At 59.1% G+C, this 24,706-nt stretch carries 16 protein-coding genes and 1 tRNA gene; 9 read left to right on the top strand and 8 right to left on the bottom strand.

Going from position 1 to position 24,706, the window contains the following annotated elements:
* Positions 1–36: 36 nt before the first annotated feature.
* The 3 genes from mtgA to SM763_RS08855 form a co-directional block, all read right to left on the bottom strand.
* Positions 37–771, bottom strand: a complete 735-nt coding sequence (gene mtgA / locus SM763_RS08865) for a monofunctional biosynthetic peptidoglycan transglycosylase (protein ID WP_065271983.1) — start codon at positions 769–771, stop codon at positions 37–39.
* 313 nt (positions 772–1,084) lie between these two features.
* Positions 1,085–5,617, bottom strand: coding sequence for a glutamate synthase large subunit (gene gltB / locus SM763_RS08860; RefSeq protein WP_274829980.1), 4,533 nt, complete (start codon positions 5,615–5,617; stop codon positions 1,085–1,087).
* A 75-nt stretch (positions 5,618–5,692) separates the two neighbouring features.
* Complete coding sequence (locus SM763_RS08855; RefSeq protein WP_274829981.1) at positions 5,693–7,132, bottom strand: NAD(P)-dependent oxidoreductase; 1,440 nt, start codon at positions 7,130–7,132, stop codon at positions 5,693–5,695.
* Between the two features lie 238 nt (positions 7,133–7,370).
* Here SM763_RS08855 and SM763_RS08850 point away from each other — a divergent pair, with 238 nt between their 5' ends.
* Positions 7,371–8,174, top strand: a complete 804-nt coding sequence (locus SM763_RS08850) for an undecaprenyl-diphosphate phosphatase (protein ID WP_368998268.1) — start codon at positions 7,371–7,373, stop codon at positions 8,172–8,174.
* 88 nt (positions 8,175–8,262) lie between these two features.
* On the opposite strand, the gene SM763_RS08845 is transcribed toward SM763_RS08850, so the two are convergent.
* On the bottom strand, positions 8,263–9,252 hold the full coding sequence (locus SM763_RS08845) for a complex I NDUFA9 subunit family protein (RefSeq protein WP_368998267.1): 990 nt from the start codon (positions 9,250–9,252) through the stop codon (positions 8,263–8,265).
* A gap of 242 nt (positions 9,253–9,494) precedes the next feature.
* On the opposite strand from SM763_RS08845, the gene SM763_RS08840 reads away from it, so the two are divergent.
* The 6 genes from SM763_RS08840 to SM763_RS08815 all read left to right on the top strand — a co-directional run bounded on the left by SM763_RS08840 (position 9,495) and on the right by SM763_RS08815 (position 13,928).
* A tRNA-Leu gene (locus SM763_RS08840) sits at positions 9,495–9,581 on the top strand.
* Positions 9,582–9,637: 56 nt separating this feature from the next.
* Complete coding sequence (locus SM763_RS08835; protein ID WP_368998266.1) at positions 9,638–10,765, top strand: tyrosine-type recombinase/integrase; 1,128 nt, start codon at positions 9,638–9,640, stop codon at positions 10,763–10,765.
* Positions 10,762–11,259 carry a hypothetical protein gene (locus tag SM763_RS08830; protein ID WP_368998265.1) on the top strand — a complete coding sequence of 166 codons (498 nt, stop codon included), beginning with the start codon at positions 10,762–10,764 and terminating at the stop codon, positions 11,257–11,259. Before SM763_RS08835 ends, SM763_RS08830 begins: the two co-directional genes overlap by 4 nt.
* 31 nt (positions 11,260–11,290) lie before the next feature.
* Positions 11,291–11,662 (top strand): hypothetical protein, encoded by a 372-nt coding sequence (locus SM763_RS08825; protein WP_368998264.1) that lies wholly within the window; start codon positions 11,291–11,293, stop codon positions 11,660–11,662.
* Positions 11,663–12,324: 662 nt separating this feature from the next.
* Positions 12,325–12,639 carry a hypothetical protein gene (locus SM763_RS08820; protein ID WP_368998262.1) on the top strand — a complete coding sequence of 105 codons (315 nt, stop codon included), beginning with the start codon at positions 12,325–12,327 and terminating at the stop codon, positions 12,637–12,639.
* 176 nt (positions 12,640–12,815) lie between these two features.
* Positions 12,816–13,928: a hypothetical protein gene (locus SM763_RS08815; protein WP_368998261.1), complete on the top strand. Its 1,113-nt coding sequence runs from the start codon at positions 12,816–12,818 to the stop codon at positions 13,926–13,928.
* A gap of 597 nt (positions 13,929–14,525) precedes the next feature.
* Here the strand turns inward: SM763_RS08815 and SM763_RS08810 are convergent.
* The 3 genes from SM763_RS08810 to SM763_RS08800 form a co-directional block, all read right to left on the bottom strand.
* Positions 14,526–16,709: a methyl-accepting chemotaxis protein gene (locus tag SM763_RS08810; protein WP_274829984.1), complete on the bottom strand. Its 2,184-nt coding sequence runs from the start codon at positions 16,707–16,709 to the stop codon at positions 14,526–14,528.
* 305 nt (positions 16,710–17,014) lie between these two features.
* The gene (locus SM763_RS08805; protein WP_368998260.1) at positions 17,015–17,887 is read right to left on the bottom strand and encodes a ribokinase; all 873 of its coding nucleotides are present in this window, start codon (positions 17,885–17,887) and stop codon (positions 17,015–17,017) included.
* A gap of 9 nt (positions 17,888–17,896) precedes the next feature.
* The gene (locus SM763_RS08800; RefSeq protein ID WP_065271990.1) at positions 17,897–20,152 is read right to left on the bottom strand and encodes an NADP-dependent malic enzyme; all 2,256 of its coding nucleotides are present in this window, start codon (positions 20,150–20,152) and stop codon (positions 17,897–17,899) included.
* A gap of 324 nt (positions 20,153–20,476) precedes the next feature.
* On the opposite strand from SM763_RS08800, the gene SM763_RS08795 reads away from it, so the two are divergent.
* Both SM763_RS08795 and mutS read left to right on the top strand, forming a co-directional pair.
* Complete coding sequence (locus SM763_RS08795; RefSeq protein WP_065273645.1) at positions 20,477–21,298, top strand: flagellin N-terminal helical domain-containing protein; 822 nt, start codon at positions 20,477–20,479, stop codon at positions 21,296–21,298.
* Positions 21,299–21,409: 111 nt separating this feature from the next.
* Complete coding sequence (mutS, locus tag SM763_RS08790) at positions 21,410–24,043, top strand: DNA mismatch repair protein MutS (protein WP_274867861.1); 2,634 nt, start codon at positions 21,410–21,412, stop codon at positions 24,041–24,043.
* Positions 24,044–24,145: 102 nt separating this feature from the next.
* On the opposite strand, the gene SM763_RS08785 is transcribed toward mutS, so the two are convergent.
* On the bottom strand, positions 24,146–24,706 hold the full coding sequence (locus SM763_RS08785) for a nucleotide exchange factor GrpE (RefSeq protein ID WP_065271992.1): 561 nt from the start codon (positions 24,704–24,706) through the stop codon (positions 24,146–24,148).

The following is a 24,706-nucleotide window of genomic DNA, read 5'->3' as shown; positions in this document are numbered from 1 at the left end:
GGATAGAACCAGCAATGCCCGCTTGCGGCAAAAGTTTCAATCCTCGAAACAGGCTGATCGTCCATCTGCGCGGATGGTGGCCGCCCCATCCCGGATCTGTGCCGCCCGTTGACGGACGAATTTTGACGGCCGCGACGCCGATCTACCCTTGGGATCCGGCAGCACCGCCGCGATCAGCGCCGCCTGACGCGCGGACAAAGCATCAGGGCCGACGCCGAAATACTGCCGCGCCGCCGCCTCAACGCCAAAGACGCCTTCGTCCATCTCCGCGACGTTCAGATAGACCTCCAGAATGCGCCGCTTGCTCCAGATCGCCTCGACCAGCGGAGTCATCAGTGTTTCCAGCGCCTTGCGGATCCAGCTGCGTCCCTGCCAGAGGAATACGTTCTTCACCACCTGCTGGGAAATCGTCGACCCGCCACGCTGACCGCCCTCAGCCAGTGCCGCACGGATCGCGGTGACATCAATACCCCAATGCTGGCAATACCGCGCATCTTCCGCCGCTACGACGGAGCGCGCCATGACCGGTGCGATATGGTCAAACGGGACCCATTCCCGATCCACCTCACCCAGCCTGCGCTGTTCGCTCCAGATCGTATGGGTGATCGGCGGGTTCACCACCGAATAGAGCGCCACCAACGCCACAGCCAGCAGGGCAGCCGCAAAAAAGGCTCTAAGAACCCATTTGCGCACCCACCTCAAGGGCCAGGTCATCCGGCGCAGCAGAGACGCACTGCGCGGGCCCGGCTTTTTCTTCGCTGCCTTCGCCATACCCCCTCTATACGGCAGAGCCACCCGTGGCTGCCACCGTGAAATCCGCCTGCTGCTCCGGAGCCCTCATCGCATGCCCAAAACGGGCACGGGACAAAGGGACGGCTCAGGCAGAATTGCGGAGGCTCCGCGCCGCAGGCGGGGAAACCGCCATTGTGCTTGAACCGGTCCTGTCCCGGGACAGGCAGGGGTCAGGCGATGTAGGCGCCGGGGCTTGCTGCTCGGGTGACTCGGAGAAACACTCCCCAAAAAAGAAAAAGCCCCGCAGGCGGGTCGCCTGCGGGACAATTTGATAGCGTTGTTTTCGTTCGGCTTATTCGGCGGGAACGGCAGCCTGCTCTTCCGAGATCGGATGCGCCAGCTTGTTCAGCATTTCCTTGGGGCAAACCTGCAGGAAATTACCCTTCTCGATGTCCCAGTGTTGCAGGATCTCCGCGGCCTTGCGGCTTCCGGTTTCCTCAAGATGACGCTCGATCAGGCCTTTCAGCTGCGCTTCCCAATGCGCCACGGTGACCGGGCAGGTGACCAGAGATTCCATATTCATCATGGTCTCGGCCTTGCCCTCGGGGTCATAGAGATATGCCATGCCGCCGGTCATGCCGGCGCCAAAGTTGGCGCCGATCGAACCCAGGATCACCGCAACACCGCCGGTCATATACTCACAACCGTTGGAGCCGCAGCCCTCGATCACCACCTTGGCGCCCGAGTTGCGGACCCCGAAACGCTCGCCCGCGCGGCCCGCTGCGAACAGGTAACCGTCCGTAGCGCCATAAAGCACGGTGTTGCCAACGATGGTGTTGTCGCTTGCCACCAGCGGCGAGGCCATCGGCGGACGCACGACGATCATGCCACCCGACAGGCCCTTGCCGACATAGTCGTTGGCATCACCGGACACTTCCAGTTTCAGACCCGGCGCCGCAAAGGCCCCCAGGGACTGACCGGCCGAGCCTTGCAGCTTCACCGTCAGATGGTTGGGCTGGAAGGAATTGCGCATGCCGAAGTTGCGCACGATATGGCTCGACGTGCGGGTACCCACGGTGCGGTGGGTGTTCTGCACCGCATAGGACAGCTGCATCTTTTCGCCATCCTGCAGGAACCGCGCCGCATCGCGCACGATTTCCGCATCCAGCGTATCCGGCACCGCGTTGCGGTCCTTGTCGCGGTTGTAGACGATGCTGGCAGAGCCATCGACGGTGATCAGCAGCGGGTTGAGGTCGAGATCATCGAGATGCGCCGACCCACGGGAGACCTGCGCCAGCAGATCCGCACGGCCAACCACTTCATCCAGGCTGCGCGCACCGATGGAAGCGAGGATTTCCCGCACTTCCTGCGCGTAGAAGGTGATCAGGTTCACCACCTTGTCGGCGTTGCCGGTGAACTTGTCACGCAGGCTTTCGTCCTGGGTGCAGACGCCCACCGGGCAGGTGTTCGACTGGCACTGACGCACCATGATACAGCCCATCGCGATCAGCGCGGCGGTACCGATGCCGTATTCCTCGGCGCCCATCATCGCGGCCATGACGATGTCGCGTCCCGTGCGCAGACCACCATCGGTGCGCAGAGTCACGCGGCCCCGCAGGTTGTTCATCGCCAGCACCTGATGCGCTTCGGTCAGACCCATTTCCCAGGGCAGACCCGCGAATTTGATCGAGGTCGCGGGCGAAGCACCGGTGCCGCCATTGGCGCCCGAGATCAGGATGATGTCGGCCTTCGCCTTGGCAACGCCAGCAGCAATGGTGCCAACACCAGAGGAAGCCACCAGTTTCACCGTCACCTTGCAGCGCGGGTTGATCTGTTTCAGGTCATAGATCAGCTGCGCCAGATCCTCGATCGAGTAGATATCGTGGTGCGGCGGCGGCGAAATCAGCGTCACGCCCTTGGTCGAATGGCGCAGGCGGGCAATCAAGTCGGTGACCTTCATCCCCGGCAGCTGACCACCTTCACCCGGCTTGGCACCTTGAGCGACCTTGATCTCCAGCTCTTCACACTGGTTCAGGTATTCGGCGGTGACACCGAAACGGCCCGAAGCCACCTGTTTGATCTTGGCCGACGGGTTGTCGCCATTGGGCTCCGGCACGAAGTGTGCCGGATCCTCGCCACCCTCACCGGAATCCGATTTGGCGCCGATGCGGTTCATTGCGACGTTCAGCGTCTTATGCGCCTCGGGCGACAGCGCCCCCAGCGACATGCCCGGCGTCACAAAGCGTTTACGGATCGCGGTAATGCTTTCCACTTCCTCCAACGGAACCGGCTTGCCCAGCGGCTTGATGTCCAGAAGGTCACGCAGATGGATCGGCGGATTGCTTTGCATCTTGGCCGAATACTGCTTCCACATCTCGTAGGACGCCTTGTTGCAGGCCATCTGCAGCATATGCATCGAGCTGGCTTCCCAGGCGTGGGTCTCACCCGATTTACGCGCCTTGTAAAAGCCGCCAATCGGCAGAACGTTCTGCTGCTCTGCCCATGCGGTGCCGTGGATTTCCTCGGCCTTGACCTGGATACCCGACACACCGATGCCGGAAATCCGGCTGGTCATACCCGGGAAGTATTCGGCGCACATGGCGCGGGACAGGCCTACGGCCTCGAAGTTGAGACCGCCCCGATAGGAAGAGATCACCGAGATGCCCATCTTGGCCATGATCTTCAAAAGGCCCTGGTCAATGGCTTCGCGGTAGCGGCTGACGTTCTCGGTCAGGCTGCCGTCCAAGAGGCCGCGTTCGATACGGTCTGCCAGCGAATCCTCGGCCAGATATGCGTTCACCACGGTGGCGCCACAGCCGATCAGCACCGCAAAGTAATGCGGGTCGATACACTCGGCCGAACGCACGTTCAGCGAACAGAAGGTCCGCAGACCCTTGCGGGTCAGATGCGAATGCACGGCGGAGGTCGCCAGGATCATCGGCATTGCAACCTTGTCCGCATTCGAATGCTGATCGGTCAGAACGATATGGCCAGAGCCGGAGCGCACTGCCTCTTCAGCCTCGGCGCGAATGCGCTGGAGCGCCGCATTCAGCGAGCCTTTGCCTGCCACGAAAGTACAGTCGATCTCGACCAGCGGCGCGTTGAGGCTCTCCATCAGCTTGTCCCACTGGGCGTTGCCGACAAAGGGGCTTTCCAGAACGAAGATCTCGGTCTGGCTGCTGTCCTCATCCAGAACGTTCTTGAGGTTCCCGAACCGCGTTTTCAGCGACATAACCCGGTATTCACGCAGGGAGTCGATCGGCGGGTTGGTCACCTGGCTGAAGTTCTGACGGAAGAAATGCGACAGCGGGCGGTATTTCTTGGAGAGAACCGCCGACGGGGTGTCGTCGCCCATCGAAGCGAGGGTTTCCTTGCCGTCCTCAGCCATCGGCGCAAGGATCTGTTCCAGTTCTTCGATGGTGTAACCGGCAGCAATCTGGCGGCGGCGCAGTTCTTCGCCCTGGAACAGCGGCTTTTCCGTCACCGTGGCAAGCGACTCGTCCAGATCGTTGATCTTTTCAACCCACTCGCCGAACGGCAGCGCGGCGGCCAGCTTGTCCTTGATCTCGGTGTCGTGGAACAGCTTGCCCTTTTTCATGTCCACGGCCAGCATCTGACCAGGGCCAAGCGCACCCTTTTCCACCACGTTGGCTTCGTCGATCGGAACCATGCCCGCTTCGGACCCCGCGATCACCAGACCATCGCCAGTGACGACATAGCGCATCGGGCGCAGGCCGTTACGGTCCAGACCGGCGCAGACCCAGCGACCATCTGTCATTGCCAGCGCGGCCGGGCCATCCCAGGGCTCCATCACGGAGTTGCAGTAGGAATACATGTCGCGCCAGGCTTCGGGCAGTTCGACCGCCTGTTTCGACCAGCTTTCGGGTACCAGCATGGTTTTCGCCATGGGGGCGGAGCGGCCCGCGCGCACCAGAACCTCAAACACCGAATCCAGCGCCGCCGAGTCGGAAGACCCGCCCGCGATGATCGGTTTGATGTCCTCGGCGTAGTCGCCAAAAGTGGAGGAGGCCATGCGGATCTCGTGGCTCTTCATCCAGTTGACGTTGCCCTTCAGCGTGTTGATCTCACCATTGTGGGCCAGCATGCGGAACGGCTGTGCCAGCCACCACTGCGGGAAGGTATTGGTGGAATAGCGCTGGTGATAGATCGCAAAGGCAGATTCAAAGCGTTCGTCCATCAGGTCGGGATAGAAAACCGCAACCTGTTCGGCGAGCATCATGCCCTTGTAGATGATCGACCGGCAGGACAGCGACGCGATATAAAGACCACCAATCCCGGCAGCGGCAGCTGCTTTCTCGATCCGGCGACGGATCACGTAAAGCTCCCGCTCAAAGGTGTCTTCGTCCACGCCCTTGGAGTTGGAGATCAGGATCTGCTCGATCTCGGGGCGGGTGGCGTTGGCCTTTTCACCCAGGCAGGTCACATCCACCGGCACGTGGCGCCAGCCATAGATGTAATAGCCCATGCGCAGAACTTCGGTTTCCACGATGGTCCGGCAGGTTTCCTGAGCCCCGAAATCGGTACGCGGCAGGAAGACCTGACCAACCGCGATCAGCTGATCGGTGTGCGGCTCGTGGCCGGTGCGCTTGATCTGGTCATAGAAGAAGGGAACCGGGATCTGCACGTGGATGCCCGCACCATCGCCGGTCTTGCCATCGGCATCGACCGCACCGCGGTGCCAGATCGCCTTCAGCGCGTTGATACCGGCTTCGACCACCTTGCGGCTGGCGCTGCCATCCTGCGAGACGACCAGACCCACACCGCAGGAAGAATGCTCTTCTTCCTCGGAATAGAGACCGTTTTCTGCCATCCACTTGCGCTTGGCTTCTTCGGCGCGGACCCATTCTGCATCATATTTCGTCATGTCATTTTCCTTTGCCTGGCGGGGGCGCCTCGCCTGTTTCAGGGGCGCGCATCCGCGTGGGACCGAAGTCTTTGGTTATTCAGCTGCGACGGCTGCCTTTGCGTTGAACCGCTCCAGGATCGCCTCGGCACAGTCACGGCCATCCTTGATGGCCCAGACCACCAGGCTCGCACCGCGCACGATATCGCCCACGGCATAGACGCCGGGCAGATCGGTTGCGCCGGATTTGAACTCGGCCTTGACGGTACCCCAGCGGGTGACCGGCAATTCGGGCTGGCCCCAGAGGGTAGGCAGATCTTCGGGTTCAAAGCCCAGCGCCTTGATCACCAGATCGGCCTCTTCGACATAGTCGGCACCTTCGATCACCTCGGGGGCCTGACGGCCGGTGGCATCGGGGGCACCCAGGCGCATTTTCTGCACCATCACGCCAGTCACCTTGCCATCCGTATCGGCAAATCCCTTGGGCGCCGACAGCCATTCGAAGACGACGCCTTCTTCCTCGGCGTTCTGCACTTCGCGCTGCGAACCGGGCATGTTGGCACGGTCGCGGCGGTAGAGACATTTCACCGATGTCGCGCCTTCGCGGATCGAGGTCCGCACGCAGTCCATCGCGGTATCACCGCCGCCGATCACGACGACCTTCTTGCCTTCGGCATTCAGCTCACCGCTGTCGAATTCGGCAACCGTGTCGCCAAAGCTGCGCTTGTTGGAAACGGTCAGGAAGTCGATCGCCTTGACGATGCCTGCCGCGCCGCTGCCCGGCATGGCCAGATCGCGGGATTTGTAGACGCCGGTGGCAATGATCACCGCGTCATGCTTGGCCCGGAGATCGGCAAAGGAAATGTCCTCGCCCACGTTGCAGTTCATCACGAAGGTAACGCCGCTGTCTTCGAGCAGTTTGTTGCGGCGCATCACCACGTCTTTTTCCAGCTTGAAGCCGGGAATGCCGTAGGTCAGCAGCCCGCCGGCCCGATCATAGCGGTCATAGATGGTGACCTGCACGCCCGCGCGGCGCAGCATGTCCGCAGCTGCCAGACCACCGGGGCCGGCACCGATGATGCCAACGCTTTCGCTACGCTCATGAAGCGGCGCAAAGGGTTTAACCCAGCCGTTTTCCCAGGCGGTGTCAGTGATGTATTTCTCCACCGCGCCGATGGTGACCGTGCCATGGCCGGATTGCTCAATGACACAGTTGCCTTCGCACAGGCGGTCCTGCGGGCAGATGCGGCCGCAGATCTCGGGGAAGGTGTTGGTCGCCTGGCTGGTGGCATAGGCTTCTTCCAAGCGGCCGGTCGCGGTCAGACGCAGCCAGTCGGGGATGTTGTTATGCAGCGGACAATGGGACTGGCAATAGGGCACGCCACACTGGCTGCAGCGGCTGGCCTGCTCTTCTGCCTTCGCCTGGGCGAACTCCGCATAGATTTCGTCGAAATCTTCCTTGCGCGCTTCCGCGGTCCGCTTCTCGGGCATGTCGCGTTCGATCTGCACGAATTTGAGCATTGGTTGCTTGGCCACGGGGGGACTCCATTTTTAGCTTGCTCCGGTCGTCATAGATCGAAGCGCGGCGGATTAAAAGTCAACTGTACTGACCTATTTTGTCAGTTCTCGCTTTCTGATACCCGCTGGAGCAAAAAAGTACAGTGATTTTAGATCCGAATCGGACCTAAGTGCTGCGCTTCCCATCCGGGCGCAAATTTACTAAAGAAAATTGACCGCTTAGGACCCCTCCGGTCCGATACAGGAGCGCCCGGCCATGCCTCTCTTTCAACTCGTCCTGGTCGCCCTCATTCAGGGCATCACCGAATTCCTGCCGATTTCCTCCTCCGGGCACCTGATTCTGCTGCCTGCGCTGACCGGGCTGGACGATCAGGGGCAGGTGATCGACGTGGCCGTTCACCTCGGCACACTGGCGGCCGTGGTGATCTATTTCTGGAAAGATGTGCGCACCGGCTTGATGGGGTTGCCGCGTCTGGCCTGCGGACATGTAGACACCGAAGGTGCCCGACTGGCGCTGGGGCTGATCGTCGCAACAATCCCCACGGTCCTGTTCGGCGCCGCCCTGCATTTCACCGGCTTCAGCGACGCGCTACGCTCAACTGCGGTCATCGGCTGGACCATGCTGATCTTTGGCATTGTCCTTTATGTCGCCGATCAGAAGGGCGCGAGCCTTAAATCCGCACAAGACTGGGGCCTGCGTGATGCGCTGATCATGGGGTTGTGGCAAATGATCGCGCTGATCCCCGGCACCTCGCGGTCCGGCATCACCATCACCGGTGCCCGGCAGTTGGGCTATACCCGCACCGAGGGCGCACGGATTGCCATGCTGATGTCGATCCCCACCATTATCGCCTCGGGCGTTCTGCTGGGGGCTGAAGTCGCGGTCGAGGCAAATACCGCCCTGATGCGCGACGCCGCCATCGCCGCCGTGCTGGCGCTGGTCTCGGCCCTTGCAGCCCTTAGCCTGATGATGCGGCTGCTGAGATCGGTCAGCTTCACCCCCTATGTGATCTACCGGGTGGTTCTGGGCGTTGTGCTGCTGATCGTCGCCTATAGCTGAGATCCCTCTGCACCGATCAGACAAAGAAAAAGCGCGGCACCAGATGGACCGCGCTTCATGATCTTATATGGACCTGCCGCCAATGCGATCAGGCGTCGCCCTTCAGATTGCGGGCCGAAGCGGTCATCACGTCGTATTGCCCGGAGGGACGGAATTTCCACAGGTAATCCGGCAGGATCGGCCCCATCAGTTCCGGCTCGATCCCCAGATCGGCGAACCCTTTGGCGCCCTCGGACACCACATTGTCGCGGCGCAGGTTCTTCAGTTGGTCGCGGGTCAGCACCTTGTTCTCGATCAGCTGGAAGCTGGCGGCCTGAAGCACGTCAAACCCGAAAGCCACGATACCGGCAACAAATCGCGGCAGCGACAGCACCAAACGACGGCGATGGATGACCGACAGCATCTCTTGCATCAGTGCGGCAAAGCTCTTCACTTCCGGCCCGCCCAGCTCGTAGATACCCGGCTCGGCCTGGCCCAGCACACCGGCAACGGCGGCGCGCGCCACATCATCCACATAGACCGGCTGGAACAGGGTCTTGCCGCAGGCAATCGGCAGCACAGGCGACAGCCGTGTCATCGAGGCGAAGCGGTTGAAGAACTGATCTTCGGTGCCAAAGATGATCGAGGGACGCAGGATCACTGCAGCCGGGAAAGCCTCCTGAACGGCGGCTTCGCCTGCGGCCTTGCTGCGGGCATATTCGCTGTCGCTTTCGGCATCGGCGCCAAGGGCAGAGATATGTACCAGCTGCTGGACACCCTGTCCGGCAGCGATCCGGGCGATGCGGCCCGCGCCTTCGGCCTGGACGGCATCAAAGGTATTCTTGCCCAGCTCGTTCAGAACGCCGACGCAGTTCACAACCGCATCCGCGCCCTGCATTACCGCCGCGACAGAGGCATCGTCGCGGATATTGCAGAAGACAGGCTCAACCTGACCGGGCACACCGTAGGGTTTTACGTGCATCGCCTCGTTCGGGCGGCGCACGGCGACCCGGACCCGCCAGCCTTCCTTGGCCATCCGGCGCGCAATGTATCGACCGACAAAACCAGATCCGCCATAGATCGTGACCAGTTTGGACATCTTTTGGCTCCTGCAGTTAGCTCTTGACCCGATCTACCGGGCCAGCGGGTTTCAAACAAGGCGCAAAATCGTGTCCGGACCCACAGTTTCATGATAAATCGCTGGCTTTACCGCCGCCACAGGCCCCGGCCTTCACGGGGTCCCGGCCGCGGGGCCCGGAATCCGGCTGCAAATTGCCACCGGATGCAAAAATCCGTTTGACGCTCCCGCCGCCGGTGCGTATACGCCGCTGCACGACACCTGCCCAGGTGGCGGAATTGGTAGACGCGCTAGCTTCAGGTGCTAGTGTCCGTATGGACGTGGAGGTTCGAGTCCTCTCCTGGGCACCATAATCCCCCAAAAAGCTGTTTGTTGTCCGAGTCTTATTCAAAGCTTGGAGTTTCAGATGGTACACAAATTGCGTCACATGGTTAGACGTGGGGAGACTTTTTACTACAATCGCAGGGTGCCAAAGGGGGTGGCGGAAGCTTTCGGCTGCACTCTGGTTCGAGTGAACCTTGGACGTGACGAAGACAAGGCAGCAAAGACAAGCAGTGTTCTAAGTTCCAAACTCGATGTACTATGGTCTTCTGACAACGTGGTCCCCGTTGATGTGCAGAGGCTTGCCCAGAGCCTATCACCAAAGTCGATGGACCTTGCCGCTTGTCTCGAACAGTATCTTGCCCTCAGGGATATCTGTGAACGTCCTGTCCGCCTAGCTGTGGCGGCGCTTCTGGATATCTGCGGGAACAAGGATATCGCTCAGTACACAAGGGCAGAAGCAAGGCTACTGGTTCAGGCCCTTCTCGAAAAAGGGAACAAGAGTGCAACAGTCAGGCGTCGCATCCAGTCACTTCATGCAGTGTTCGAGTTCGGCTTTCATGAACAGGAAGAGGATAAGCGAAACCCCTTTGCCCGATTGAACATCCCGCACGAAGGCAAAGACGCCACCCGTAGATCTGTATTCTCAAGCGAGCAACTAGCCTCGATGTACAAAGAGGCTCTGGCGTCTGGGAAAGACACAAGATTGGTTCTGCCGATCCTCGGGGAGACAGGTGCGCGGCTGGCTGAGGTCGTTGGCTTGCGGTGGGAGGACGTTTGTTTGGGTGAAGCGGTAATGCGTATCACTCCCCACCCGCTGAGGAGGCTCAAGACACGAAACTCTGAGCGGGAGATTCCGCTAATTGGGGCTGCCCTTGAGGCGATGCATATGCTTCAAGAGAGGACTGGTAAGCAGGCTTTTGTCTTCCCTCGTTGGAAGAAGGAGACCGGCTTCGTCGCTACCCATGCGAGTAACACGCTTAACAAACACCTTTCAAAGTCCTACGATCACCTAACCTGCCATTGTTTCCGGCATACAATGAGGGACCGCCTGAGGGACGTTGGTGCCCCATTGGAGCTTATCGACAACATCGGCGGGTGGAGCAGCGTTGGAGGCGTTGGAACACGCTACGGACGTGGCTTTAACTTGGAGCGCAAGCGAGAATACTTGGAGAGAGTGAAGATTTGCCAACCGACCCTTATAGGAATGTGAGGATTCTGCCGATCAACGTCATTGCACAAGAATGGTATCGGGAGCGCACAGTGGGGCTTCCCCAGAAGGTGATTGAGGCGGAGCTGCAAAGGGCACATGTAAATCTTGCACCGGGAAGAAATTGGAGGACAGAAGGTTTTGTTCCTGTAGGCGACGTCGATGACTTAACATCGCTCCCCGCGCCTGAAACAGACGTTACAAAAGACTGGTTGGAAGAGTTTGCGATTAAGCAGGGCTGGCCCTTGCCACGCTTCTGGTTCCCTGATCAGGCACCGCCAGTAAGACCGAGGGGCCGACCCTCAAACAAGGAGGATATCCTTGCGGAGTTGCGTTTAAGGGCAGAACGCGATGAGCTTGCTGGTAGGGTTTCCGAACAAGCCAAACAGCTCAGTGAATGGATGTCAGAAAAGGGGTTGGGAATGATCCAAGTTAAATCAATCGAGAAAATTATCAGGGTGGAGTACAGGCAGCTGAGGCGCTCTGGGGAAGAATGAATGATAGTATGGGTTGAGCCTGTGTAAGCTTATGTTGGAACTGATCCTGAGTATCTTGATGTGTGAGGAGCCGCCGGATTTTCAGTCGGTTGTGGAAGTTGGAATGCGGGAGCATGTCTTCATGAATGATAGTGCTACCTTACATTTGGGTGGAAGCGATGGGTGTTTTGTCATACCGGAAGACGAGAGCATTAAGGCCGCTGGGGTGGAGGTTGTCGGAGTATGCGGCTGGGATGATGAGCCAAGGGTCGATCTCTATGTAGCCGCCAGCTTCGAAGATGCGCAGGCAAAGCTTGAAGGCTACCCCAATGTTGAGGTCAAGGCGCTCAACAAACTCCGGGTAAGGGTATCATGCCGCCCAAACAGTATGAATGGATATTTCCTGAAACGCGATACGGGGTGAGTGATGGTGGAGGCGTCTTGAAGAGTGGTTCAGACTGGTTTGAAGGTTATTGGGGGCTTGCCAAGCTGTGCTTGGGGTGGTCCGCATTTTCGGTTTGGATCCTGTGGATATCCGGGCCGGGGGGCTTCTTTCTTGTTCACTTTTTAGCCTTCATGATTTTGGGGAGGTTGGTTTTCATTTTTGCGGGAGCCTCATTCACGACAGCCATTTTGGTCAACCAGCTACTAAGGTTGCATCTATTCTAGTATTGTCCGAGTGAGGAGACGCGTAGTTTGAGAAAGCGAGAGAGTATTGTCTTAGCCGCTATTTCTATCACTGGGGCCTTCATCTGGCTCTTTGACGAACTTCTATTTACTGGTGGATTTTTACTCCCTAGACGTACAGCTCTCGGTTTCTTTCGGGCTGATTGCGCGTCGCCCGACGGGACGGAAAAAGAACAGTTGCTCCATGCGTTCAATAATTTCGGCAATCTTTGCCAGTGGAAGGCATCCCTTGTTTTCGACCTCGGGGCAGTAGGGGCAATTGTCGCCATAGCGTCGGCTTGGCTTTGGTTTAGGCTAAAAAACGGTCGATGGACATGATACTAAAATTGACGAAGACGACAGCAGAGAGGAAGCCTTTGGGCGCATATCGTAGCATAGGCGGGAAACTCGGAGAAAGATGTGCAGGGCAAGGATGAAAGAAATGAGCAGCTTAACTTTGTTCCAAGTATTGCCCTCCTGATTACCATAATAACTGTTATTTTGCCCCCTGACTTCAGCCATGCCCAAGATAACTGGGCGCTAAATGGAGAGCCATGGGGTCGATATGAGCAAGGTGAAGGCATTGGGTTTCTTGATCTAATCTTCGGCTTCATCTTTCTGGCGGCACTGGTCTACATCTATGATAAATGGAAATTTGCTGGGCTGGCAGCATTCTTCGTGGGCATATTCTCAATTGCCGCTCTAGCTGGCGTCGCCTATCGCGCATTGTTCTGAACTGATCTGGGTCCTTAATTCTTCCAGATGGTACGCACACCTGTGCGCTCAGAGACGGATTAAAGGATAAAACTCCTGCCATTTCATCTCCGTTTTTGTCTCCTCTGTTTCATGGGATCATTAATGTAGGGGTTGCGATCCTGCGCCCCTTAACTCATTGAAAAATGGAGAGAAAATTGATCGAAGAACTTGAGCGAAGCCTGCGGAAGCATGGTTACATTGGCGACACGAAACTGCCGGTTCTGGCCTACTTGTCCCTTCTGTCAGCGCTACAGGATAAGCCGGTTTCCCTTTTGATCATGGGGCCAGCCAGTAGCGGTAAATCATATGGTCTCGCATGTGCGCAACGGTATGTCCAGACGGAAGCCTACGAGCAATTTGAGGGTATGTCGGAACGGGCTCTAGTCTACATGGGGGAGCAACTCGACCTGCGACATAAGACCTTGGTCATTCAAGAAGCCGCTGGGATGTCTGGCGGGACGGGGCGTGCATTCCTTAGGCAACTGCTGACCGAGGGACAGATCCGATATGCCACGGTGCAGAGTACCCGTGACGGGCTACAGGGTGCTGAATTGCCAGTTGTTGAGGGGCCTTGCGGTCTGATCATGACGACCACAGCAACAAGAATCCATCATGAGGATCAATCTCGAATGTTGACGTACAATATCGAGGAAGGCTCGGAGCAAATCAGAGCGGTGCTGTTGGCTCAGGCATCAGGCGCAGGGGCAACGGAGCCAACGCCCGAGGAGTTGCAACCTTTCCATGATAAGTACCGGGAGATGAGAGAAAACCCGTTGGAAGTTGCTATTCCGTTCCTCCATGAAGTTGGGGCAGTGCTTCCTGCTTCGCATCCAAGAATCCTGAGGGATTTCCCGAAGGTAATCACCTTGGTCAAGACTGTTGCACTGTTGCGCTCAGAAAGGAGGGAGAGGGATGAAAGCGGAGCGGTGGTCGCGACTGTTGAGGACTATGAACAGGTGAGGCATCTGGTCGAAGATACGCTATCACATGGTCTTGAGGTCTCGGTTTCTTCGGGTGTTCGAGGAGTAGTGGAAGCCCTTCGTGAGATGGAGCAAGCATCTAGTAATCCTCTAGGATGCTTCTCTGTCAGTCAACGGGAGCTAGCGAACTACATGGGAGTTGATCCAAGCGTTGTAAGCCGGAACGTACACCGGGCAGTCGAGTTGGAGCTGTTGGAAAACGACAATCCGGGTCAAGGTAAAGTTGCTCAGCTTCGCTTGGGGAGGCAAGGGCTACCAACCGGAAGTGTCCTGCCTGTTCTTGAGTAAACGGGCGAAACAAAAGGGGGCGGCCCTCTGGGCCGTTCCCCCAAGGTTCTCTAGCTGAAAAGTTGACGAGAAAATCTTTGGGTGTGGTTCAATAAGACACAAGGGGCAGTATGCCCCCCTCCCCCGGGGTCTCTTAGGCGTTACTCGCTACTATCATTGAACTTGTGACCGAGAAGGCCACCCCGCAATGTGAGGTAAGTGGTTGTTTTTGCTTTAAATATTCTGTTTTTGTCTTTCTTCTTAGGAGCAGAAGTGACCACTGATTCTTGTGTACACTTATTGGTATACACGCACCCTTACCTTGTCTTGTTAGGGTCTCTCGGCTATATTCCTGCAAGACTGCAACAGTTTGATGGTGGATCGCGCAGCCTTTAAAATCTGTTTGATTTTATAGGTTTAGGGAGGAGGGACGCCCTCCGAACCAAGAGCTTCAGGTGCTAGTGTCCGTATGGACGTGGAGGTTCGAGTCCTCTCCTGGGCACCATAATCCTTTGTCGGAACCCCCTACAGTTTCAGATGTTCAAAGACGCCCCACAGGGCGCCCTTGAGTGATGTCTTGTTCTTGGCTCAGACTGATATTCAGCCCTGCTTCCGGCTTTAGAAATCCTGCCACTTGTCGAGGGCCGCGTTGCCATCCGTGGCAGCGGCAGGTGTCGCGTCGCTGAAGTCCCAGTCCGCATCCCCATGGGCCGTTGGCATGCTTGGCGCTGCTTCAGGGGTGCTGGGCATTGCCGTGATATTGCCACCGCCTGCGATTTTGAAATGAGCAACCAGTTCGGCCAGTTTGGTGGCGTCGCTGTTCAGCATGTGCCCTGCTGCGGTGGCCTCTTCCACCATGGCGGCGTTCTGCTGAGTCACCTGATCCAGCTGCACCACGCCGGTGTTGATCTCACCAAGGCCCGTGGATTGCTCCACAGCGCCTTCGGCGATATCGGTGACCAGACCAGAGATATGGTTCACCCGCTCGACAATGTTCTGCAACGCCTCCCCGGCCTTGCCAACCAGATCCACACCACGTTCCACCTGTCTTGAGCTATCGCCGATCAGCGTCTTGATTTCCATCGCCGCATCGGAGGACCGCTGCGCCAAAGCCCGCACTTCGGAGGCGACCACTGCAAAGCCTCGGCCTGCTTCGCCAGCACGGGCGGCCTCGACCCCCGCATTCAGGGCCAGAAGGTTGGTCTGGAAAGCGATGTCGTCGATGACACTGATGATCTGGGCGATATGAGTCGAGGACTGCTCGATCTCGGTCATCGCCGAAACCGCGCTCTGAACCACGACGCCGCTGTTCTCGGCCTCTTTCTTGGCCTCGTTCATGATGTTTTCAACGCTGCGGGCGCCATCGGCAGCGGATTTGACCGATGCGGTCAACTCATCCAGCGCAGCAGCGGTTTCTTCGAGCGTTGCGGCCTGGCTCTCGGTGCGGTGTGACAGATCATCCGAAGATTGGCTGATCTCAGCCGCGCCGTTGCGGATGCTGGAGGCGGATTCCACCACTTTCGTCACCGTGCCGTTCAGATTTTCGACGGTCCGGTTGAAATCCAGACGCAGCTGTTCGTAATCCTCGGGGAACCGGTCGGATATGCGGGTTGTCAGATCACCGCTTGAAAGTTCCGACAGACGCGCGCCGAGGCTGGCAACGACCTTGGCCTGATTTTCACTATGTGCCTTTTGAGTCTGCTCCATCTCACGCTGGCGGACGAGGGCCGCATGGAAAACGCCCAGACTGCGGGCCATGTCGCCGATTTCGCCTTTGTCCGGCAGGCCTGTCATCTCGATGTTCAGATTGCCCTCGGACAGGGAAATCATCCGGTTGCTGATCCGGTTCAGCAGACCACACAGCCATTTCCCCAGACCCAGCGCCATGGCGCCGGCCAGAACCATCGCCACGATGGCCGCGCCGATACCGGTGTTGCGGATCGTATTGGTGATCGCCGTGATCGCATCCAAGGGGACAAGCGCATTGCCCACGGCAACCAGATTTCCGGAGAAATCACGGATTTCAAACGGGCTGCCCGCATAGGCATGGCCGCCAAGGTCATAGTCCGACGTCTCTGCCGCCTCGCCTTTCACAAAACCTGCAATGGCAGCCGCATCCAGAAGCGCGGGACCGTCGTAACTTCCGGTCAGTCGGCGGATCTCTTCGCCAGTGCTGGAGAACGAACTGATATCGCTGTCTGGCAACAGATAGATTTCAAGCGCGGAATCGCCTCCTTCGGTCAGGCTTTGAACCAGGGCGCTGTCGAATTTGAGGCCGATTTCGACGCTGCCCACGTGGCTGCCATCATGGCTGATCGGGGCGATGCCGCGGATACCGATGCCCGCGCGTCCCCGTTCAAGGCCTGAAACTGGTGCCTGCGTCTTGTTCGCGGCAACAACGGAATGGCGGAACCCGGATAGGTCATCGCCAAACTTCTCGGGCTTGTGCACCCGGAACAGAGACAGCGCTTCTGGAGTGTGAAACTGGAACTGAGCGATCCCGGCACTCGTTGCCAGTCCTTTGAAGTTTTGGGCAAAAATCCGGTCAAGCGTGTCTCGGTCCTGCTCTGCCACGGCGCGCTGCACGTCCGACATGGCAGCCACGGTCTGGGCCGTGGTCAAGGCGAGCCGCTGGCGCCCTTCGATCTCGGAACTGACACGGGCCTCGAACTGACGCAGCTCGCGGAGTGTTCCCTCATCCGAGACTGTCCCCAGGCCCATGAACAAAGGCACAGTGACAATCGCGATCGCAACCAAAGAACTGACCAACAGCGCAACAACAATCCGCATTCTGAGGGACATCGTTAAAAACTCCTATCAACAGAGTCTTTTCCTAGCGCGGAGAGGCTTAAGAATTTGCATACTTAAATCACGACATGTTGATCTTTTCGCACCTACGGGTATTGGGAAACCGCCTGAACCTTGGATCCATATTTAGCATTTATTCGAATAAGTTACGATTTCAGAACCATTGGCGGACGGATCGTGGAGGCATCGGCAGACCAGAATATCGCCCGATTAAATCACCGAGAATAACAAGAGAAACCGGATCGACCGGCGTTAGAATTCTACCCGTTCGGTGGGCTCAGTACGGGTCCGGGGAGGCATCAAAGCCGACTGTCCTGAACCTTTTTCAGATCAGGAATGACATCGGCGGTGCCATGGCGAGTCACCATCAGGGCCGCCGCGCGGGAGGCTTGCGCCATGGCCTGCGCCATCGGCATTCCGCGATCCAGACCGGCAAGGACATAACCGGTAAAGGTGTCTCCTGCCCCGGTGGTATCGACCGGGGTGACCGGCATGGCTGGAATATCCTGCACCGCGCCTGTGGTGCCATGGAAATGGCGCGCGCCCTCTGCCCCGAGGGTAACGATCACGTCCTGAACGCCCAGCGCCTCGGGCGGTTTGCCGGTGGCCTCCTGCAATTGACGCGCCTCGACCGCATTCAGGAACAAAAGATCCAGATGCGGCAAGACCGCTGCAACCGCTGCCGCGTCAAAAGGCGCCGCCGCATAGGCCACCCGCAGCCCCAGATCACGGCCCATCCGCGCTGCATCGACCTGCAGGTTGGTTTCGTTCTGCATCACCAGAATATCCCCGGCAGAGGCAGCCGACAGGGCCTGACCGATCTGATCCGGGCTGATCGCGCGGTTGGCTCCGGGAAACAGGATGATCTGGTTTTCGCCGTCCTGATCCACGGCAATGATGGCATGGCCCGTGGGCGTGTCGATCTGCGCGATATGGCGGGTGTCGACGCCGTACTCCAGCAGGCGGTCCACCGCCCATCTGCCATCAGCGCCGACAGCACCGATGTGGCAGACGTGGCTACCGGCCCGGGCGGCGGCGACCGACATATTGGCCCCCTTGCCGCCCAGAAACTGGTCCAGACCCGAGGCTGCCAATGTCTCACCCGCCACCGGTAGATGCGGCAGCGCGTAGACCATGTCAGCGTTGATCGAGCCCAGGTTCCAGATTGCCATCGTTACCGCCTAGCCGATGTTGCAGGCAGCCAGAACCGCCATGTTCAGCACGTCATTAGCGGTCGAGGTGGTCGAGCAGATTTGGATCGGCTTATCCACGCCCGCCAGGATCGGGCCAACCACGGTGGCACCGCCCATTTCCTGCATCAGCTTGACCGAGATGGAGGCCGAGTGCCGGGCAGGCACGATCAGAATATTCGCGGGGCCCGACAGACGCTGGAACGGGTAATTCTCCTGCGCCTTGGCATTCAGCGCCACATCCACGGTCATTTCGCCTTCGTATTCAAAATCGACGCCGCGCTTGTCCAGAACACCCGGGGCGATATGCATCTTTTCCGCCCGCTCGGACACCGGATAACCAAAGGTCGAGAAGCTGACAAAGGCCACGCGGGGATCCAGCCCCATGTGCCGGGCCACACCAGCAGCGCGTTCGGCAATCGTCGCCAGATCGTTCTCATCCGGCCATTCATGCACCAGCGTATCGCCAATCAGCACGATCCGGCCCTTATGCAGCAGCGCCGTTACTCCGGCCGCGCCGTGTTTGGCATCGGCATCAAAGACGTGGTTGATCTGATCCAGAACATGCGCGGATTTCCGGGTGGCACCGGTGACCAGACCATCGCCATGCCCATGCGCCAGCATCAGCGCCGAGAAGACGTGCCGGTCACGGCCCACCAGACGGTGGATGTCCTTACGGTCGAAGCCCTTGCGTTGCAGGCGGTTGAACAGGAAATCCTTGTAGGTGTCGAAATGCTGGGTGTTGGCGGCATTGACCACCTCCAGTTCGCGCACCGCATCGCCAAGGCCGGCGGCCTCCAGCTTGGCCTTCACATCATCGGCACGGCCAACGACTAGCGCCTTGCCAAAGCCGGACCGCTGATAGGTAACGGCAGCGCGCAGCACACGGGGATCGTCGCCCTCGGCAAAGATCATCCGCGACTGGGCCGAGCGCGCGCGGGCGTTGAGGCCGCGCAGGATCGAGGCCGTCGGGTCCATCCGGCTTTTCAGGCTGATCTCATAGGCTTCCATGTCGATGATGGGACGACGCGCGGCACCCGTGTCCATGCCCGCCTTGGCCACGGCTGGGGGAATCCGGTGGATCAGACGTGGATCAAAGGGTGTCGGGATGATGTAATCGCGACCAAAAGTCAGCGATTTGCCATAGGCCAGCGCCACCTCATCCGGCACATCCTCGCGCGCCAATGCGGCCAGCGCATGAGCGCAAGCGATCTTCATCTCGTCGTTGATGGCGCGCGCATTGATGTCCAGCGCCCCGCGGAACAAGTAGGGAAAGCCCAGAACGTTGTTCACCTGGTTGGGATAGTCCGAGCGGCCCGTGGCGACGATGGCGTCGACGCGGACCTCATGTGCCTCTTCCGGGGTGATTTCGGGATCCGGGTTTGCCATGGCAAAGATCACAGGGTTGTCGGCCATGGAGGCAACCATCTCCTGCGTCACCGCGCCTTTGACCGACACGCCAAGGAAGACATCGGCGCCTTCCATTGCTTCCTCAAGCGTCCGCAGCTCAGTCTTGACCGCATGGGCCGACTTCCACTGGTTCATACCTTCGGTACGGCCCTGATAGATCACACCCTTGGTGTCACAGACGATGCAATTGTCGTGCCGCGCGCCCATGGATTTCAGCAGCTCGATACAGGCGATGCCCGCCGCGCCCGCGCCGTTCAGCACGATTTTCACGTCTTCGATCTTTTTGCCCGAGATATGCAGCGCATTGATCAGGCCCGCCGCACAGATCACGGCGGTGCCGTGTTGGTCGTCATGGAAGACGGGGATATCCATCTCTTCCTTCAGGCGCTGCTCGATGATGAAACACTCGGGCGCCTTGATGTCTTCAAGGTTGATGCCGCCAAAGGTCGGGCCCATCAGCTTGACCGCGTCGATGAACTTGTCCGGATCTTCGGTGTCGAGCTCAATATCGATCGAGTTCACATCGGCAAAGCGTTTGAACAGGACAGATTTCCCCTCCATCACCGGTTTCGATCCCAGCGCGCCCAGGTTTCCAAGCCCCAAAACCGCCGTCCCGTTGGAGATGACAGCCACCAGGTTGCCCTTGTTGGTATAATCATAGGCGGTTTCCGGATTCGCCGCGATCGCTTCGCATGGCACCGCAACACCGGGGGAATAGGCCAGGGAGAGATCCCGCTGCGTGGTCATCGGGACGGTCGCATTGATTTCCCATTTGCCGGGTGTCGGCTCCAGATGGAAGGCAAGCGCCTCTTCGTTTGTGATCTTCGCTTTGGGCATGGGCTGTAGGTGTCCTCTCCTAATCGGGCACAGTCTTATCCCAGCCCTGCGTCCCTCTCAATCCGATCCGGAAAGAAAACGACCCCTAAAAAGCAATAATATTTCAAATAAAACCTGATAGATTCCGTCGGCTTTTCGCCACAATCTCGACCGATCCGTGCTACATTCCGTTAATAATGCTTAACAGCTTCTGTGTGACGCGTGGCTATAAGGCCGCAAACCGGCGCCAGAACAGCACATGTCAGAACGGCATACGACCATTTCTGAAAAAGTCACACCCGCCGCCGCAATACCGGCGGGCAGGGTAAATTTGGGATGCACGATATGACAAGTATCAACTCCAACACCGGCGCTGCCACGGCGCTACACCTGCTAGGAGGGACGACACAGCAGCTGGAAACCGTCCAGAACGAGGTCGCAACCGGAAAAGAGGTGAATACCGCCAAAGACAATGCCGCGCTTTGGGCGATTTCCCAGATCATGGAGGCCGATGTCTCCGGGCTGCGGGCAACCTCTGATGCGCTGTCGCTGGGTGAGTCCACCGTCGCCGTCGCCTCGGCTGGTGCAGAACGGATTTCCGAAGCTGTCATCGAAATGAAGGAACTGGCACTTACGGCAAGCAGCGGCCTTGTTGACTATTCCAAGATCGAAGCGCAGCTGGCCCAGAAGACGGAGGAAATCAATTCGATCATTTCTTCCTCCCAGTTCAACGGTGCCAACCTGCTGGCCACAAATGTGGACGGCAATGGCGCAACCGGCCTTAGTATTCCAACCGGAGCAGACCTGTCATTGCTGACAGTGGATGGTGTCGATTTCGAAAGCGACCCGCTGTTCGATATCAACAACCGCACCCAGGTCACGGATCAGGCAAGCGCCCAAACCGCGCTGAGCGAGATTACCGGTTTCCTGCGCTTTGCCATCGAAGGTGCCGCTGCACTTGGGGCCTCGGCCAATGGACTGGCAGAAGAGAACAAGACCGTGCAGAACCTTGCTGATGCCACAAAGAAGGGGATCGGCGCCCTGGTGGATGCCAATATCGAGGAATCCGCGGCGCGGCTGGTTGCGCTTGATGTGCAAAAGCAGCTGGGCACCACCTCTTTGTCGATTGCGAACTACAGCCCGCAATCAATCGGCGTGCTGTTCTGATCAACGCCGCCCCGCAAGGGGCTGAGCAACAGATTGCAAATCCGGGTAATCGGGTTTTCCTTGGACCGTCCGCATTGTAAATGTCGGGCAAATAACCCCGGGGGAGCTCGCATGACCGTTACGCCCATGATGGCGCAATATCTTGAGATAAAAGCAGCGCATCCCGATGCGTTGCTTTTTTATCGGATGGGCGATTTCTACGAGATGTTCTTTGACGACGCGGTCAATGCCGCCGAGGCGCTGGACATCGCCCTGACCAAACGGGGCAAACACGACGGCGAGGATATTCCCATGTGCGGCGTTCCCGTGCATGCCGCCGAAGGGTATCTGCTGACCCTGATCCGCAAGGGGTTCCGCGTCGCCGTGGGCGAGCAGCTGGAAAGCCCGGCCGAAGCCAAGAAACGCGGCTCCAAATCGGTAGTGAAGCGGGATGTGGTACGGCTGGTGACCCCCGGGACGCTGACCGAGGATTCCCTGCTCGAAGCGCGACGTCACAACTTCCTGGTTTCCTATTCCGAGTTGCGGGACGAGGCGGCGCTGGCCTGGGCGGATATTTCCACCGGCGCGTTTCACGTGATGCCCATCGCCCGCGTGCGCCTGTCGCCGGAACTGGCGCGACTGGCACCCTCGGAACTGATCGTTGCCGATGGCGCGTCCTTTGACGCCACCCGCCCGCTGGCAGACGAATACAAGATCCCGCTCACCCCGCTCGGCAAGGCAAGTTTCGACAGCACCGCCGCAGAAAAACGCATCTGTACCCTGTTCAATGTCGGTGCACTGGATGGGTTCGGTACCTTCACCCGCGCCGAAGTGTCGGCCATGGGTGCGCTGATCGACTATCTGGAAATCACGCAGAAGGGCAAACTGCCGCTGTTGCAGCCCCCGGTACAGGAGGCGCAGGATCGCGTGGTGCAGATCGACGCCTCGACCCGCGCCAGCCTGGAACTGACCCGATCCCTGTCGGGCGGGCGCGCCGGATCGCTGTTGTCTGTGGTGGACCGGACCGTGACGCCGGGCGGTGCCCGTCTTTTGGAACAACGTATGGCAAGCCCCTCGCGCACGTTGGATGTGATCAGCGCGCGATTGGCAGCCCTGGATTTTGCGGTCGAGGCGACGCAGCTTTCGCAGGATATCCGCGCGGCGCTGCGCAAGACGCCGGATCTGGACCGCGCCCTGTCGCGCCTTGCGCTGGAACGCGGTGGTCCGCGTGATCTTGCCGCCATCCGCAACGGGCTGGTGCAGGCCGAAACCATCGCCGAGATGTGCGAAGGTCAGGATCTTCCCGAACTGATCGGCGGTGCCGTTCGTGACCTTCTTGGCTTTGATGATCTTCTATCGCTGCTGGATGCATCCCTGGTGGCCGATCCGCCGCTGCTGGCCCGTGACGGCGGGTTCATCGCGACCGGCTATGATCCCGAACTGGATGAGGCGCGCACCCTGCGCGATGAGGGACGCTCGATCATCGCCGGGATGCAGCAGAAATATGCGGAGCACACCGGCATCACCTCGCTGAAGATCAAGCACAACAACGTGCTGGGCTATTTCATCGAAACCACCGCGACCCACGCGGAGAAAATGTTGTCAGCGCCGCTGTCCGAAACTTACATACACCGTCAAACTACCGCAAATCAGGTGCGTTTCACCACGGTGGAGTTGAGCGAGATTGAAACCAGGATCCTGAATGCAGGGAACCGAGCACTGGAGATCGAAAAGCGGCTCTATGAAAGGCTTTCTACCGCCATTCTGGACACCGCTGCGCGTCTCAATACCGCTGCCAAAGGGTTGGCAGAGCTGGATCTGGTGACCGCATTGGCCGATCTGGCCCGCGGTGAAAACTGGACCCGGCCAAAGGTGGACGCCTCCCGCGCGTTTCACGTGGAGGGCGGACGCCATCCGGTGGTGGAACAGGCGCTGCGGCAACAGGGCGGCGATACCTTCGTCGCCAACGATTGTGATCTCTCGGCCGGGGATGGCGCCGCGATCTGGCTGCTGACCGGTCCCAACATGGCCGGTAAATCGACCTTCCTGCGGCAGAACGCGCTGATCGCGCTGTTGGCGCAGATGGGCAGCTATGTTCCCGCCGAAGCCGCGCATATAGGGTTGATCAGCCAGCTGTTCAGCCGTGTCGGGGCCTCGGACGATCTGGCGCGCGGACGCTCCACCTTCATGGTTGAAATGGTGGAAACCGCCGCAATCCTGAACCAGGCCGATGACCGTGCTCTGGTGATCCTTGATGAAATCGGGCGCGGCACCGCGACCTATGATGGGCTGTCCATCGCCTGGGCCACGCTGGAACACCTGCACGAGGTGAACCAGGCCCGCGCCCTGTTCGCGACCCACTATCACGAGATGACCCAACTGGCCGGTAAGCTGGAAGGCGTCGAAAACGCCACCGTCACCGTCAAGGAGTGGGAGGGAGAGGTGATCTTCCTGCACGAGGTCAAAAAAGGCGCTGCCGACCGCTCCTACGGGGTGCAGGTGGCGCAGCTTGCCGGCCTGCCAGCTTCGGTTGTGGCACGGGCGCGCGATGTGCTGGATATGCTTGAACAAGGCAGCCGCGAAGGCGCTGGCGCAAAGATCCAGATCGACGATCTGCCGCTCTTTGCTGCTGCCCCGCCGCCACAACCCAAACCCGCCGCAGGTCCGTCACCTGTCGAGGAATTGCTGGAGAGTATCCACCCCGACGATCTGACCCCGCGCGAGGCGCTGGAGGCGCTCTACCGTCTGAAAGACGCTACTGCGTAAATGCAAAGCCGTATTAATGCAAAAAAGGCGACCCGCAAGGGTCGCCTTTTTCAATTCTGAATGCAGGGTCCGAGGCGACTTACACCAATAACCCCGGCAACCTTATGCTGGTGTCGAGGAGACCCCGACCTGCGCCGGCCGCAGCAGGCGGTCGTGCAGCATGAAACCTTCGGCGGAAACCTGAATAATTTCGCCTGCCTTGGTGCCGGGCACCGGGGCTTCGAACATGGCTTCGTGCACCTGCGGGTCAAACTTGTCACCCACTGCGGGCGAGACAACGCGGATGCCGTGCTTTTCAAACACGCCCAGCAGCGCCCGCATGGTCAGCTCAACACCTTCGATCAGGGCCGAGGCCGCCTCTTTTTGTTCGTCGGTTACCGATTCAACCGCGCGCTTCATGTTGTCGAACACCGGCAGCATGTCACGGGCCAGCTTCGAGCCACCATATTGCTCGGCTTCGCGGCGGGCCTTGTCGCCCCGCTTGCGCGAATTCTCGGCATCCGCCAGAGCGCGCATGAACCGGTCCTTCAGCTCATCACGTTCCGCCCGCAGGGCATCCAGCTCCAGCGCCGCGTCATCAAATTCTTCGGTCTGTGCCGCCAGCTCTTCTGCTTCGGCATTTGCGATATCGTCGAGAAAATCGTCGTTCTTGGGCTCTGCCAT

The organism is Pseudophaeobacter sp. C1-32P7, from assembly GCF_041008775.1.
GTDB lineage: Bacteria > Pseudomonadota > Alphaproteobacteria > Rhodobacterales > Rhodobacteraceae > Phycobacter > Phycobacter gallaeciensis_A.
This window is presented reverse-complemented; position numbering and strand designations above follow the sequence as displayed.